The sequence below is a fragment of the Aeromicrobium sp. Root344 genome, from assembly GCF_001425755.1.
Lineage (GTDB): Bacteria > Actinomycetota > Actinomycetes > Propionibacteriales > Nocardioidaceae > Aeromicrobium.
The window spans coordinates 2,597,672-2,612,281 of record NZ_LMDH01000001.1; the positions used below are offsets into that span (position 1 = coordinate 2,597,672).

Sequence of the window (14,610 nt, forward strand, 5' to 3'; positions counted from 1 at the left end):
TCTGCATGAAGGACTTCCGCATCCTGGTGCTGCCGTTCGCCGCGGTGGCTCTAGTCCTGCTCGCCCTCGTCGCCCCGTCGAGCTCGGAGTCGGCGCGTCCCCCGTCTCGAGTGGTCGTCGGTGAGGCGTCGTACGCCTGCCCGGCCGGCTCGGTCATCACGGTGGCGTCCGGCCAGGTGCGCGCCGGCTCAGGTGCCAAGGCCAACATCTTCCCGGGGCGTGCGCGTGACGCGGAGCTCGAGAAGCCGTCCGCATGGCGTACGTCCGTGGTCGACGGCTCCGGGGTGATGGTCCAGCAGACCGGCCGGGCATCTGGTCCGGTGGGATTCTTCGCCGGCACCGCCCCCAAGAAGGGCGGCGGCGGACTCGTGGTCGGTTCGTGCCCGGGCGTCGTCGACGACGCCTGGCTGCTGGGTCTCGGCTCGGGCGGCAAGCACTTCTCGACCCTGATCCTGACGAACCTCGCCGACACCCCGGCCGCCGTCGACCTGTCGCTGTGGGGGCCCAAGGGCAAGATCGACGCCGTCGGGTCCGAAGGCATCGTGGTCGGTCCCTCGTCGGTGCGCCGCATCCGGCTCGATGAGCTGGCCGCAGGGGAGCCCGAGCTGGCGATGCACGTGCACCGGCGCCGTGGCTCGCTCTCGGCGGTCGTCAACGACAGTGCCACGACGGTCTTCAGCGGCACCGAGCCGGTGTCCGCGACGTTGTCGCCCCGTCGCACGCAGGTCATCGGTGGACTGGTCCAGGGCGCTGATGGCCGGACGCTGATGCTGCTCAATCCCGGCGCCGACACCGCACGGGTCGCAGTCAAGGTCATCGGCGCGAAGAACACGTTCGCCCCGTCCGGCTTGGAGCAGATCAAGGTACGAGCCGGCGCGACCCGGTCGATCACGGTGCCCAAGTCCGCCGGCGCCGGTGCCCAGGCGCTGCAGGTCACGTCGGACCAGCCGGTCTCCGCGACGGTTCGCATGGCGCCCAGCGCCAAGGACTACGCCTACGCCGAGGCTGTCCCGGCGCTGACCGGTCCGGCCGTCGTACCGATCGAGGTCGGTCCCAAGATCGGTGCGCCGCGACTGCTCCTGACCGCGCCGGGTGCGGCGGCGACGGTCGACGTGCAGGCCTACGACTCGTCGATGCGGCGCTTGGCGGCGACGACCGTCAAGATCAAGGCCGGCACCACGACCTGGACCAGGCTCGAGACGCCGGAGGCGGCCTACTTCGTGGTGACGCCCCACGGCAAGGTCGTCGCGGCCGCGACGTACGTCAAGGGCGACGGCATCAGCTCGCTGGCGTTGACGGCGGCCCCGGTCACCGTGCTGAGCCCCCAGGTCCGCCCGGTCTCCTGAGAGCGGGCTAACTAGCGCGGTCGCGGGTCGAGGTCGTCCGGCGACATGTGCCAGACCTCGGCGAGCCGGTCGAGGACGACCGTCCAGACGAGGTCCTCGAGGTCCTCGTTGCCAGAGCACCGCTGGGCGATCGGGATGCGGAACAGCACGACGCGTGCGCCCTCGGGCCCGGGCGCGACGATGCTCAGCGGCACGTCATCGGTCCATTCCGGCGGCAGCATCGGCGCTTCCTCGACGACGACGTCGACGTGATCCGGCTCGACCGCGAAGTGCGGCTCGAGGGCCGCCAGCACGTCGCCGACCAGCAGGTCGAACGACGCCCTCGCGGGACGGTGCACCGGCACGCTGCGTGGCGACAGCGGCCCGGGCAGTGCCATCGGTCCGCGGGGCCCGCGGCCTCGTCGGTCACGCATCCGGCCGGGTCGGGGGCCGCTGACGGCACCGCCGAAGTGATCCATGCGGTGAGCCTAACGCGCGCGCCTCGGCGTCAGGGATAACCTCACCTCGTGGGTGCGGTGAGACGATGCACGCGATCTGCGTGCTCCCAGACGGCAGTGGCGACGCTGACCTATGTCTATGCGGACCAGACGGCGGTGCTGGGTCCCCTCGCGACCTACGCCGAGCCGCACACCTATGACCTGTGCGCCGAGCACTCGCAGCGCATGTCGGCGCCGCAGGGCTGGAACGTCCTGCGCCTCGCGCCCGACCCCGCGGCAGCCGAGCCCACGCGCGACGACCTGCTGGCCCTGGCCGATGCCGTACGCGAAGCCGGTCGCCCGCCCGCTCCGCAACCCGATGGACCACCAGCCCTTCGACTCGTGAGGCCCGACTCTTGATCGACCCCCGTCTGGCGGAGGTGGTCAAGGCGTACGACGTACGCGGCCGCTCGCCCGAACAGCTCGACCCTGCCCTGACCCGTGCCCTCGGCGAGGCGTTCGCGCTCGAGACCGGTGTGGCCGGAGGCGGCACCGCCGTGATCGGCCACGACATGCGCGACACGTCGCCGCTGCTCGTCGAGGCGTTCTCAGATGGGGTACGCGCCCAGGGCGGCAACATCATCGGCATCGGCCTGGCGTCGACCGACCTGCTCTACTTCGCGTCCGGCGACCTCGACCTGCCCGGCGCCATGATCACGGCGAGCCACAACCCGGCGGAGTACAACGGCATCAAGCTGTGCCGCGCCGGGGCCAAGCCGATCGGCTACGACACCGGGCTCGCGGCGATCGCCGAGCAGGCCACCGAGCTCCTGGCCCGCACCGAGCTGCCGGAGCCGACGGGGACGTACGAGGAGCTCGACGCGCTCAGCCGCTATGCCGCCTATCTCCACGAGATCGTGCCGATCCCCGACCGGCGCCGCCTCGAGGTCGTGGCCGATGCCGGCAACGGCATGGCCGGGCACACCGTGCCGTCGGTCTTCGCGACGCTCAACGTCGAGCTGACGCCGATGTACTTCGACCTCGACGGCACCTTCCCCAACCACGACGCCAACCCGCTCGACCACAGCACCCTGGTCGACCTGCAGGCCACGGTGCGCGAGACCGGCGCCGACATCGGCCTGGCGTTCGACGGCGACGCCGACCGCTGCTTCGTGGTCGACGAGCTCGGCGACGTCGTCTCGCCGTCGGCGATCACGGCGCTCATCGCCTCCCGCGCCCTGCTCACGACGCCCGGCGCGACGATCCTGCACAACGTCATCACGTCCCGGGCCGTGCCGGAGATCATCGCCGAGAACGGTGGCACCGCCGTGCGTACGCCCGTCGGGCACTCGTTGATCAAGGCGGAGATGGCGCGCACCGGCGCGGTGTTCGGCGGCGAGCACTCGGGGCACTTCTACTTCAAGGACTTCTTCCTCGCCGACTCCGGCATGATCGCCGCGCTGCACGTCATGGCGGCGCTCGCCGAGACCGACGGCACGGTGTCCGAGCTGATGGCGCAGTACGAGCGCTACGTCGCCTCCGGCGAGATCAACAGCACCGTCGACGACGGCCCGGCGATTCTCGAGGAGCTCTCCACGACGTACGCCGAGCTTCCACAGGACACGCTCGACGGCCTGACGATCACGGGCGACCGGTGGTGGTTCAACGTGCGGGCCTCCAACACCGAGCCCCTGCTGCGGCTCAACGTCGAGGGTGACGACGACGAGACGATGGCGCGTGTCCGCGATGAAGTCCTCGCGGTGATACGTCGGTAGGCTGCTCGCATGAATCTTGACCCCGCCCTGCTCGAGATCCTGGTCTGCCCGCAGTGCCGGGCCACCCTGGCGGTCGACGACGAGGCCAGTGAGCTCGTCTGCACCGCCTGCGCCCTCGCCTATCCCGTCCGTCGCGACATCCCCGTGATGCTCGTCGACGAAGCGCGGAGCATCTGAGCGATGTCGACCGAAGGCGGCAACAAGGCGGTCATCGCTGCGCTCCTGGCCAACACCGGCATCGCCATCACGAAGTTCATCGCATTCCTGCTGACGGGATTCTCGTCGATGCTGGCCGAGTCGATCCACTCGCTGGCCGACTCCGGCAACCAGGTGCTGCTGCTGGTCGGCGGCAAGCGCTCGCAACGCGAGGCCACCGAGGAGCACCCCTTCGGGTTCGGCCGGGAGCGCTACATCTACGCGTTCGTCGTCTCGATCGTGCTGTTCAGCGTCGGCGGCCTGTTCGCGCTCTACGAGGCGTACCACAAGTGGCACGAGATCCATGAGGGTCATGACGCCGGCCTCGACAGCACATGGCGCCTCGTCCCGCTCGTCGTGTTGGGCATCGCGATCGTGCTCGAGTCATTGTCGTTCCGCACCGCGATCGTCGAGGGCAACAAGGTCCGTGGCGCGCAGAGCTGGTGGTCGTTCATCCGCCGCGCCAAGTCGCCGGAGCTGCCCGTCATCCTCCTCGAGGACTTCGCCGCGCTGATCGGCCTCGTCGCGGCGTTCCTCGCCGTGAGCCTGTCGCTGCTCACCGACAACGCCTACTTCGACGTCGTCGGCACCGGCTTCATCGGTGTGCTGCTGATCGTCGTCGCGATCGTCCTGGCCATCGAGGTCAAGAGCCTGCTGATCGGTGAGTCCGCGAGCAAGGACGCGATCGGCCGGATGCGCTCGGCGATCGAGTCCACGTCGGGCGTCACGCAGATCATCCACATGAAGACGCTGCACATCGCGCCCGAAGAGCTGCTCGTCGCGGTCAAGATCGGCATCGAGGCCGACGCGACCGGTGCCGGCATCGCCGAGGTCATCGACGCCGCCGAGCGCAACGTACGGGCGGCGGAGCCGATGGCACAGCAGGTCTACGTCGAGCCCGACGTCTATCGTGCCGACCACGTCCCCGACGCCCGCCCCACACCCCCGAGCGCCCCCAGCCACTAGCAGGACGCCCCGCGATGTGGCGGACAGACCACCACCGGGCAGGTGATCGGTGGTGGTCCGGCCGCCACATCGCGGTGACTAGTCCACCGGTGGGGTCGACAGCGGGTCGAGGCGGTCGACGACCTCCGGGTCGCCGGCGTCGGCCAGGTAGTCCGTCGGGTGCGTGTCGTCCGTCCCGGCGTCGATGTCGAGCGCGCGGCAGATGACGGTGCCGACGGCCGCGACGATCAGGTTGAGCACGAGCGCCGTCAGCCCGAAGTAGATCAGGTTGTCGCTCAGGTTGACCCCGAGCACCTCGAGCGGAGCGACGGAGCCGCCGAAATGCGACCCCGGGTCACCGACGACCGGCGTGTTGTAGGCCGCGACCGTGCCCCACACCATGCCGATCGCCCAACCGGCGATCAAGGCGTAGCGGTGGAACCAGCGCGTGTAGAGGCCGATGACGATCGCCGGCAGCGTCTGCAGGATCCAGATGCCGCCCAGCAGCTGCAGGTTGATCGCGAAGTCCTTGGGCAGCGCCAGCACGAACAGCAGCGCGCCGAACTTCACCAGCAGGCTGGCGAGCTTGCTCTGCTTGGCCTCCTGCGCGTCCGTCGCGCCCGGGTTGAGGAACGCCTTGTAGATGTTGCGCGTCCACAGGTTGGCGGCGGCGATCGACATGATCGCGGCCGGCACGAACGCGCCGATGACGATCGCGGCGAACGCGACCCCGGCGAACCAGGGCGAGAACTCCTGCTCGAACAGCTGCGGGATCGCCAGCTGCGGGTTCTTGACCTGGATCCCGGCAGCGACCGCGGCGATGCCGAGCAGGGCCAGGAGGCCGAGCAGGAACGAGTACGCCGGCAGCAGCGCCGCGTTGCGCCGGATGATGTTGCGGTTCTTGGTCGACAGCACCGCGGTCACCGAGTGCGGATACATGAAGAGCGCAAGCGCCGAGCCGAGCGACAGCGTGGCGTACGCCCACTGGGAGACCCCCAGACCCGGGATCAGCCCCTTGGGCCTCGCCTCACCGGCCGCGATGGCGTCGGCGCTGTCCTTGTTGAACGAGTCGAAGGCCTTGCCGGCGGAGTCGAAGATGCCGCTCCAGCCGCCGAGCTGCGTCGGCAGGTAGATCACCGCGACGATGATGACGAGGTAGATCAGCGTGTCCTTGACGAACGCGATGAGCGCGGGCGCCCGCAGCCCCGAGGAGTAGGTGTAGGCCGCCAACAGGGCGAACGCGACGAACAGCGGGATGTCCTTGCGGAACCAGCTGGCGTCCTCGCCGCCGCCGAGCCCCATCACATCGAGCACCGCCTGGATGCCGACGAGCTGCAGTGCGATGTAGGGCAGCGTCGCCAGGATGCCGGTGAACGCGATGGCCAGCGAGAGGCCGCGGGAGTCGAACCGGCCCTGCACGAAGTCGGCCGGTGTCACGTACGCCCGACGGTGCGAGACCGACCACAGTCGTGGCAGGAAGATGAAGATGATCGGGTAGAGGATGATCGTGTAGGGCACCGCGAAGAATCCCGTGGCGTTGCCGGCATAGAGCAGCGCAGGCACCGCGATGAACGTGTAGGCCGTGTAGATGTCGCCGCCGATGAGGAACCACGCGACGAACGTGCCGAAGCTGCGCCCGCCCAGCCCCCACTCGTCGAGGTTGTCGAGCGTCTCGGCCTTGCGCCACCGCGCGGCGAGGAAGCCGAGGACCGTGACGAGCAGGAAGAAGAACAGGAAGATGCTGAGCGAGACCGGGTCGACGTCGTTCATCGCGCGTCCCCGTTCGTACGTCCTTCGGCGAGGCGTCGCTGCCGCTCATGGCCGATGACGAGTCGGTAGGCGAGCGACGTCAGGACGACGGACCCGATGACCAGCAGGAACTGGTACCAGAAGAAGAACGGGATGCCCCACAGCTCGGGATCGGCCTTGGCGTACGTCCAGACGAGCAGCGGGACGACGATGGCAACTGCCAGCGCCACCCCCGCCCCGATCAGTGGACCCTTGCCCGGCGGTGTGTGCTCTGGCATCGACATGACCCCCCAGTCAGTCCGGCCGTGACCCCCGTCACAGTCCTCCGACACCGTACGCCCGACGCGTGGCGAGCGAAAGCCGGGGCCCGACGTTTGTCGGATCCCTCACATGTGCCCGCCGATTCGGTGGGGACGCCTACCCGCCGGTACGCTGTCGACCATGGATTACAACGTCGCTGACCTGTCCCTCGCGGAGTACGGTCGCAAGGAAATCGACCTCGCCGAGCACGAGATGCCGGGACTCATGGCCATGCGCGAGCGCTATGGCAAGGACAAGCCACTCGCCGGAGCCCGCATCGCCGGCTCCCTGCACATGACGATCCAGACCGCCGTGCTGATCGAGACCCTCGTGGACCTCGGCGCCGACGTCCGCTGGGCGACGTGCAACATCTTCTCGACCCAGGACCACGCCGCTGCCGCGGTCGTCGTCGGTCGTGACGGCACCCCCGAGGACCCCAAGGGCACGCCGGTCTTCGCCTGGAAGGGCGAGACGCTGGGCGAGTACTGGGACGAGGCCGAGAAGGTCTTCGACTTCGCCGAAGGCGGACCCAACGTCCTGCTCGACGACGGTGGCGACATCACGATGCTGCTGCACCTCGGCGTCGAGTACGAGAAGACCGGCTCCGTGCCGTCGCAGGACAGCACCGACAACGAGGAGTTCAAGGAGGTGCTGCGTGTGCTGGCCCGCTCGGTCGCCAACAAGCCGCAGCACTGGACCAACATCTCCAAGGACATCAAGGGCGTCTCGGAGGAGACCACCACCGGCGTCCTGCGCCTCTACGACCGTTTCCGTGACGGCACGCTGCTCTTCCCGGCGATCAACGTCAACGACTCGGTCACCAAGAGCAAGTTCGACAACAAGTACGGCTGCCGCCACTCGCTGATCGACGGCCTCAACCGCGCCACCGACGTCATGATCGGCGGCAAGGTCGCGGTCGTCTGTGGCTACGGCGACGTCGGCAAGGGCTCCGCCGAGTCGCTGCGCGGCCAGGGCGCTCGCGTCATCGTCACCGAGATCGACCCGATCTGCGCGCTGCAGGCCGCGATGGACGGCTACGAGGTCAAGCGCCTCGAGTCGGTCGTCGAGACCGCCGACATCTTCATCACCACGACGGGCAACTTCGACATCATCCGTGTCGAGCACTTCGAGAAGATGAAGCACCAGGCGATCGTCGGCAACATCGGCCACTTCGACAACGAGATCAACATGGCCGGCCTGGCCAAGATCCCCGGCATCGTCAAGGACGAGATCAAGCCGCAGGTCCACCAGTGGATCTTCCCCGACGGCAAGAAGCTCATCGTGCTGTCCGAGGGCCGTCTGCTCAACCTCGGCAACGCGACCGGCCACCCGTCGTTCGTGATGTCCAACTCGTTCACCAACCAGGTCCTGGCCCAGATCGAGCTCTACTCCAAGGCCAGCCAGTACGAGCTGGGCGTCCACGTCCTGCCCAAGCACCTCGACGAAGAGGTCGCCCGCCTGCACCTCGACGCCCTCGGTGTCGAGCTCACCGAGCTCACCAAGGAGCAGGCCGCCTACCTCGGCGTCGACGTCGCGGGTCCCTACAAGTCGGACCACTACCGCTACTGAGTCACCGCACGACACATCGCTCCGGGCGCCAGGTGTTCGCATCTGGCGCCCGTCGCTGTCCCCGCCTCCGTATCATGGGTTCCTATGAGCTATCGACGTACGAAGCGTGATCGCGTGCTCGTCGTCGACGATGACGCCTCGCTCGCCGAGATGCTCACGATCGTCCTCGAGGGCGAGGGCCTGACCGCTGCGGTGTGCCGTTCCGGCGACCGGGTCATGGCGGCGTTCAGCCAGTTCAAGCCCGATGTCGTGCTACTCGACCTGATGCTGCCGGGCCTGGACGGCATGAGCGTGTGCCGGCAGATCCGCGAGAAGTCGGCCGTGCCGATCATCATGCTGACCGCCAAGTCCGACACGCCCGACGTCGTCGCCGGGCTCGAGGCCGGAGCGGACGACTACATCACCAAGCCGTTCAAGAACACCGAGCTCGTCGCGCGCATCCGGGCCCGACTGCGCCGCTCGGACCAGCTCGCGGAGCCACTCGTGTTCGGCGACATCGTGCTCGACCCGGCCGGTCACACCGTGACCCGCAAGGGCGAGCCGCTCGAGCTGACCCCGCTGGAGTTCGACCTGCTGGCCTGCCTGCTGAGCGATCCGGCCCAGGTCTTCACGCGCGAGACGCTGCTGCAGAAGGTCTGGGGCTACCACCACCCGGGCGACACCAAGCTCGTCAACGTCCACATGACGCGCCTCCGGTCCAAGATCGAGGACGACGCCGAGAACCCGCAGATCATCCGCACCGTCCGCGGAGTCGGCTACCAGGCGATCACGCCGCCCGCATGACGCGGCAACGCCCGTCCGGCGGGGCAGGGATGCCCTAGATGCGCCGCGTGACCCGCCTGTGGCGCCGGTCGATCCAGGCCCGGGTCGTCACGAGCACGATCGTGCTCAGCGCGCTCGTGATCTCGCTGACCGGCTGGGCGCTGCTGCGCGACGTGGCCGGCGGGCTCGCCGACAGCCGCCGGGTCGCGGCGATCTCCGAGGCCAAGTCCGGATTCGACTACGCCCAGACCCAGCTCGACGCCTCGGTCGAGACCGAGCCGGCGACCCAGTCGCAGGCGCTGACCCAGATGGTCGACTCGCTCACGAGCTCGCGCGGCGCCAAGCGCACGTACGAGCTGGTGCTCGAGGGACCGCTGCTGACCGGCACGGGCGAGGTGCCCGTACGTTCCTCAGCCGCGATCGAGGCGGGTTCGCTGCCGGCCGACCTCGACAAGGCCGTCCGGTCCAGGCCCGGAACCTATTGGCGCTACTCCGACCTCGCACTGCTGGGCTCGTCGGACACGCATCCGTCGGTCGTGGTCGGCAGCCAGCTGCGCGCTCCGGGCACGGGCGACACGTACGCGCTGTTCTACCTGTTCTCGATGGAGGACCAGCAGGAGACCCTCGACCTCGTGCGTCGCGCCCTGCTGCTCGGTGGGCTGGCGATGGTGCTGATGGTGGGCGGTGTCGCCTGGCTGGTGTCGCGGCAGGTGCTCGATCCCGTACGCCTCGCGCGCCGCATCGCCGAGCGCTACGCCAGCGGCAACCTCGAGCAGCGCATGCACGTCAGCGGCGAGGACGACATCGCCCGCCTGAGCTCGTCGTTCAACCAGATGGCGGCGAGCCTGCAGAGTCAGATCCGTCGCCTCGAGAACCTCTCGCGCCTGCAGCAGCGCTTCGTCTCCGACGTGTCGCACGAGCTCCGCACCCCGCTCACGACGGTCCAGATGGCCAGCGAGGTGCTCTACGACGCCCGCGAGCGGTTCGACCCCCAGACGGCGCGGTCGGCCGAGCTGCTCAAGGGCGAGCTCGACCGCTTCGAGTCGCTGTTGTCCGACCTGCTCGACCTGAGCCGCTTCGACGCGGGCGCGGCCAAGCTCGAGCTCGACACGATCGACCTCAGCCAGGTCGCGCGCAGCGGCGCGGACGACCCGACGCTGGCTCGCAAGGGCATCGACGTCACGCTGATCGGCGTGGACGAGCCGGCGATCGTGGAGGCCGACATCCGGCGCATCGACCGCATCGTGCGCAACCTGCTGACCAACGCCGCGAAGTACAGCGGATCTCCGCGCCTCGAGATCGAGGTCGCGCAGAACGACGGCTGTGTCTCGTTGGCGGTGCGCGACTTCGGGGTGGGCCTGTCCGGTGACGAGAACCTCCGGGTGTTCGACCGCTTCTGGCGTGCCGACCCTGCGCGTACGCAGGGCGGCACGGGCCTCGGCCTGGCGATCTCCCGCGAGGACGCCGCACTGCACGGCGGAACCCTGCAGGCGTGGGGCCGCCCGGGCGAGGGCAGTGAGTTCGTCCTGACGATCCCCAAGCCCGAGGGCACCGCCAAGTTCCCCGCCATCACCTCGGTGTTCGCATGAACCTCACCCCACGCCTGAGGGCGGCCGTCGCGGTGGGCGCGCTCCTGGCGGTCTCCGCGTGCGCCGGCATCCCGTCGTCCGGCCCGGTCACCAAGGTGGCCGATGACGGCGGGCTCGGCGAGAGCACCGTGCGCTACTCCCCGGCGCGCCCGGCCGAGGGGGCCTCGCCTCAGCAGATCGTCCGGGGCTACCTCGACGCGATGCTGGCCTATCCGGCCTCGTCCGGCATCGCGACGGCGTTCCTCACGCCCGCCGGAGCCAAACGGTGGAGCCCGTCGGCGAGCGTGCGCGTCTATTCGTCCGCCACGATCTCCGGGCCGACGCTCGCGGCGGGGGAGGACGGGGAGACGACCGACAAGACCCGCAACCCGGTCGAGCTCAGCGCCCGCCTGTTCGAGGACGCCAGGCTTGACCAGCAGGGGCACTACACCCGGCGGGCGAGCCCGCTCGTGCTGTCCTACCGGTTGGAGCGGGTCGACGGCGAGTGGCGCATCGCCAATCCCCAGGTCGGCCTGCTCATCAGCCAGAAGTACTTCGACGACTACTTCCGCCCCTTCAACCTCTACAACTTCGACCGACCCGGCCGCCGGCTCGTGCCCGACCCGGTGCACCTCGTCGTCGGCGACCAGCTCGCCACCGGGCTGGTCACCAACCTCGCGCGGGGTCCGGCCGCATCGATTGCCGGTGTCGCCCGGACGTACGTCCCGCCCCTCGACGTGCTGCGGCCGTCGGTGCCGGTGTCGGACGACGGGGTGGCAGACGTGTCCTTCAGCGCCGACTTCTCGGTGCTCAGCGAGTCGGTCCAGGACCACCTCTCGGCGCAGATCGTGTGGACCCTTCGCCAGGTTCGCGGCATCACCTCCGTCCGGCTGGCCGGCGAGGCCACGGTGCTGTCGAGCAACGGCGGCACGACCCAGGACATCGGGTCGTGGGGCGGCTACGGCCCGAGCATCGCGCGCGGCCGGGCGTACGCGATCAGTGACGACCACGTCGTGCAGATCGACGACGACGCCGTCAAGCGCCTCAGCGGGGCCTGGGGCAGCGATGCACGCGGCGCCGTGGCGATCGGTGTGTCGGACGACGGCGTCGCCGCGGTGCTGGCCGGACGCAACCTCGTGCGGATCACCAACCGCAAGGGGACCAACGCGCGTACGTTCGCCGGCTCCCGGCTCCTCACGCCCCAGTGGGACGGAGACGGCAACGTGTGGGTGGTCGACGACCAGGGTTCCGGCACCCGCGTACGCCTGGTGACCGGCACCCGCATCCGAACCCTTGCCACGGGCGGGCTCGCAGGGCTTGACGTGACGACCTTCGCGTTGTCGCCCGACGGCTCGCGCTACGCGGTCACGGCCCGCGGTGCTGCGGGGTCCTCGATCCAGGTCGGCGCGGTCCGGCGCGACGCCAAGGACCGGGTCCTCGGCCTCGGCACGCCTTCGGAGGTCTACACACCTGCGCCGTCCCCGCGATCGGTCTCCTGGTCATCCGGCACCGAGCTCAGCTATCTCGCCGAGAGCCAGTCCGGTCGCCAGGTCTACACCACGGCGATCGACGGGTCCTCGACGACGGGAGGGCTGTCCCGCGGCGGTGTCCTGCTCCCTGATGTCGGGGCGCGAGCCCTCGCTCTCGGGTCCGGCGGCAGCGCCAACCGCTACGCGACGGACGCGCGCAACCGGCTGTGGTTCCTCGCCCCCGGAGGGTCGTGGCGGCTCCTGCCGGGCATCAGGCTCACAGGCCTGACGTACGGCCGCTGACCGTCCACAGGGCACGCCCGACGTGACGCGGACGGCTGACGGGGACGCGATGCTCGGTGGATGCGCGAGCTGCTGATCCCCGCCGCCGACCTGTTGCTCGGCGCTCAGTGCGCCGGGTGCGGCCGGCCGGCCCTGACCCTGTGTCGTACGTGCGGCGTCGCGATCCGGCCCGCGCCCGACGTCGCGTGGCCGCAGCCGTGCCCCCCTGCGTTGCGCCGGCCCACCCGGGTGCCACCGGTCGCCGCCGGGGCCAACGCCGATGTCCTGCGGCGCGTCCTGGTGGCCTGGAAGGAGTCGGGCAACACGCGGCTGACCTCGGTGCTCGACCACCTGCTGGCGGCGTCGGTCGTCGAGCACGTCCAGCCGCGGTGGCCGATCGTCCTCGTCCCCGTGCCGACGTCCCGACGCAGCAGGCGCGAGCGCGGTTGCGACCTCGTCGACGAGCTCAGCCGGTCCACGGTCCGGCTCCTGCGACGGGTCGGGATCGACGCGCGGGTGTGCCAGGCGTTGACCCCGGCGCGGGAGACGGCCGACCAGGTGGGGCTCGACGCAGCAGCCCGGGCCCGCAACCTCCGTGGTGCGTTCCGGCTCCGCACGGACCGGTCGTTGGCGGGCCGCGACGTCATCGTCGTGGACGACATCCTGACGACCGGTGCCACCGTCTCGGAGGCTGTCAGGGTGCTGACGGCGGCCGGTCATCGGCCGGTCGGCATCGCCGTCGTGGCCGCGACCCCTCGCATTCCTGAGCATCGGGGATGAACTTCTCGGCTGCTCTGGTGATTCCTTGGAGGGCGGTCTAACGTCACAGGTATGGCATGAAGACTGCGCTGATGGTTTAGGGCGCGACACCGAGGCAAGGGAGTTCCCATGGAAATTGTCGTCAACGGTCGCAACAGCGAGATCTCCGAGCGTTTCCGCGAGCACGTCGAGGAAAAACTTCACCGGCTCGAGAAGTACGACTCCCGCCAGAAGATCAGTCGCGTCGAGGTCGAGGTCACGCACGAGAAGAACCCCCGTCAGCAGGACACCGCCGCCAAGGTCGAGATGACCCTGCGCTCCCGGGGCCCGGCCGTACGCGCCGAGGCAGCCTCCACCGACCAGCACTCCGCGCTCGACGCCGCGATCGACAAGCTCGAGTCCCGCCTGCGCCGCTCCGTCGACCGCAGCCGCATCCACCACGGGCGGCACGCGCCGACGTCGTTGTCCTCGGCCACCGCCGAGCTGCCGCTCGACGGTCTCCAGGCCGACGAGCCGGACGACGACGTGCCCACCAGCCAGGCCTCGCCGATCGACTCCGAGGGCGACTGCCCGATCGTCGTGCGCGAGAAGACCCACCAGGCGTCACCCATGACGCTCGACCAGGCGATGTACGAGATGGAGCTCGTGGGGCACGACTTCTACCTGTTCCTCGAGAAGGACTCGATGCGCCCGAGCGTGGTCTACCTGCGCAAGGGATACGACTACGGAGTCATCCACCTCGACGTCTCCGAGTAGTCATAGTGCGCCAGTTGGCTCGACACGTGGCATGATCGAGATGTGAGTTCTCGGGGCGACAGCATTCGGGTGCTCCTGGTCGATGACCAGGAGCTCTTCCGACGCGGCGTCAAGATGGTGCTCAGCGCCGACGACGCGCTCGAGCTCGAAGAGGTCGACGACGGCGACAAGGCGCTCGAGATGGTCGCCGAGAACCCCTACGACATCGTCCTGCTCGACGTCCGCATGCCGGGTCGCAGCGGCGTCGAGGTGTGTGCCGCGATCAAGGAGATCTCGCCGACGACGGGCATCATCATGCTCACCGCGAGCGATGACGAGTCCGATCTCTACGAGTCGATCCGCAGCGGAGCCTCGGGCTATCTGCTCAAGGACGGATCGACCTACGAGCAGGTCGCCGAGGCCGTACGCCTCGTCGCCTCGGGCCAGTCGCTGATCAGCCCCAGCATGGCGACCAAGCTGCTCGACGAGTTCGTCCACATGTCCAAGAGCCCCGCGCCGACGACCAACCTCACGCCGCGCGAGCTCGGGGTGCTGCGCCACGTCGCGCGTGGCCGCAGCAACCGTGAGATCGCCGAAGAGCTGTTCATCAGCGAGAACACGGTCAAGAACCACATCCGCAACATTCTCGAGAAGCTGCAGATGAAGTCCCGCATGGAAGCGGCGATGTACGCCGTGCGCAGCAAGCTCGTCGACGACATCCCTTAATGTCACACCGCTAG

The 14,610-nt window shown here is 69.3% G+C and carries 15 protein-coding genes; 12 read left to right on the forward strand and 3 right to left on the reverse strand.

The features are described 5' to 3' along the window. Positions 1–1,346: DUF5719 family protein (locus ASC61_RS12765; RefSeq protein WP_235503553.1), on the forward strand; the 1,346-nt coding region annotated here is incomplete at its 5' end. 11 nt (positions 1,347–1,357) lie between these two features. On the opposite strand, the gene ASC61_RS12770 is transcribed toward ASC61_RS12765, so the two are convergent. Further along, a complete protein-coding gene (locus ASC61_RS12770; protein ID WP_082530650.1) occupies positions 1,358–1,804 on the reverse strand; it encodes a metallopeptidase family protein in 447 nt (148 codons plus the stop codon). Positions 1,805–1,861: 57 nt separating this feature from the next. On the opposite strand from ASC61_RS12770, the gene ASC61_RS12775 reads away from it, so the two are divergent. Genes ASC61_RS12775 through ASC61_RS12785 form a run of 4 tightly spaced genes read left to right on the forward strand, consistent with a single transcriptional unit; the run spans position 1,862 to position 4,698 of the window. After that, the gene (locus tag ASC61_RS12775) at positions 1,862–2,182 is read left to right on the forward strand and encodes a DUF3499 domain-containing protein (RefSeq protein WP_327019501.1); all 321 of its coding nucleotides are present in this window, start codon (positions 1,862–1,864) and stop codon (positions 2,180–2,182) included. After that, positions 2,179–3,537, forward strand: a complete 1,359-nt coding sequence (locus tag ASC61_RS12780) for a phosphomannomutase/phosphoglucomutase (RefSeq protein ID WP_056212476.1) — start codon at positions 2,179–2,181, stop codon at positions 3,535–3,537. The genes ASC61_RS12775 and ASC61_RS12780 overlap by 4 nt, the downstream gene beginning before the upstream one ends. A 9-nt stretch (positions 3,538–3,546) precedes the next feature. Continuing rightward, positions 3,547–3,714 (forward strand): Trm112 family protein, encoded by a 168-nt coding sequence (locus ASC61_RS19445; protein ID WP_082530651.1) that lies wholly within the window; start codon positions 3,547–3,549, stop codon positions 3,712–3,714. 3 nt (positions 3,715–3,717) lie between these two features. After that, positions 3,718–4,698 (forward strand): cation diffusion facilitator family transporter, encoded by a 981-nt coding sequence (locus tag ASC61_RS12785; RefSeq protein ID WP_056212478.1) that lies wholly within the window; start codon positions 3,718–3,720, stop codon positions 4,696–4,698. Positions 4,699–4,776: 78 nt separating this feature from the next. On the opposite strand, the gene mctP is transcribed toward ASC61_RS12785, so the two are convergent. Then, positions 4,777–6,447, reverse strand: coding sequence for a monocarboxylate uptake permease MctP (gene mctP, locus ASC61_RS12790; RefSeq protein ID WP_056212480.1), 1,671 nt, complete (start codon positions 6,445–6,447; stop codon positions 4,777–4,779). Further along, positions 6,444–6,704, reverse strand: coding sequence for a DUF3311 domain-containing protein (locus ASC61_RS12795; RefSeq protein WP_056215642.1), 261 nt, complete (start codon positions 6,702–6,704; stop codon positions 6,444–6,446). Before ASC61_RS12795 ends, mctP begins: the two co-directional genes overlap by 4 nt. 163 nt (positions 6,705–6,867) lie before the next feature. Between ASC61_RS12795 and ahcY the strand changes: the two genes are divergently transcribed. The 7 genes from ahcY (at position 6,868) to ASC61_RS12830 (ending at position 14,596) form a co-directional block, all read left to right on the forward strand. Then, the gene (gene ahcY, locus ASC61_RS12800; protein WP_082530652.1) at positions 6,868–8,295 is read left to right on the forward strand and encodes an adenosylhomocysteinase; all 1,428 of its coding nucleotides are present in this window, start codon (positions 6,868–6,870) and stop codon (positions 8,293–8,295) included. Positions 8,296–8,379: 84 nt separating this feature from the next. Then, positions 8,380–9,078: an MtrAB system response regulator MtrA gene (mtrA, locus tag ASC61_RS12805; RefSeq protein WP_056212482.1), complete on the forward strand. Its 699-nt coding sequence runs from the start codon at positions 8,380–8,382 to the stop codon at positions 9,076–9,078. 38 nt (positions 9,079–9,116) lie between these two features. Further along, positions 9,117–10,646: an MtrAB system histidine kinase MtrB gene (mtrB, locus tag ASC61_RS12810; protein WP_056212484.1), complete on the forward strand. Its 1,530-nt coding sequence runs from the start codon at positions 9,117–9,119 to the stop codon at positions 10,644–10,646. Further along, on the forward strand, positions 10,643–12,397 hold the full coding sequence (locus tag ASC61_RS12815; RefSeq protein WP_082530653.1) for an LpqB family beta-propeller domain-containing protein: 1,755 nt from the start codon (positions 10,643–10,645) through the stop codon (positions 12,395–12,397). Before mtrB ends, ASC61_RS12815 begins: the two co-directional genes overlap by 4 nt. Before the next feature lie 60 nt (positions 12,398–12,457). After that, a complete protein-coding gene (locus tag ASC61_RS12820) occupies positions 12,458–13,156 on the forward strand; it encodes a ComF family protein (protein WP_056212489.1) in 699 nt (232 codons plus the stop codon). A 108-nt stretch (positions 13,157–13,264) separates the two neighbouring features. Beyond that, the gene (gene hpf, locus ASC61_RS12825; protein ID WP_056212491.1) at positions 13,265–13,891 is read left to right on the forward strand and encodes a ribosome hibernation-promoting factor, HPF/YfiA family; all 627 of its coding nucleotides are present in this window, start codon (positions 13,265–13,267) and stop codon (positions 13,889–13,891) included. Positions 13,892–13,933: 42 nt separating this feature from the next. Next, the gene (locus ASC61_RS12830; protein WP_056212493.1) at positions 13,934–14,596 is read left to right on the forward strand and encodes a response regulator; all 663 of its coding nucleotides are present in this window, start codon (positions 13,934–13,936) and stop codon (positions 14,594–14,596) included. Positions 14,597–14,610: the final 14 nt, after the last annotated feature.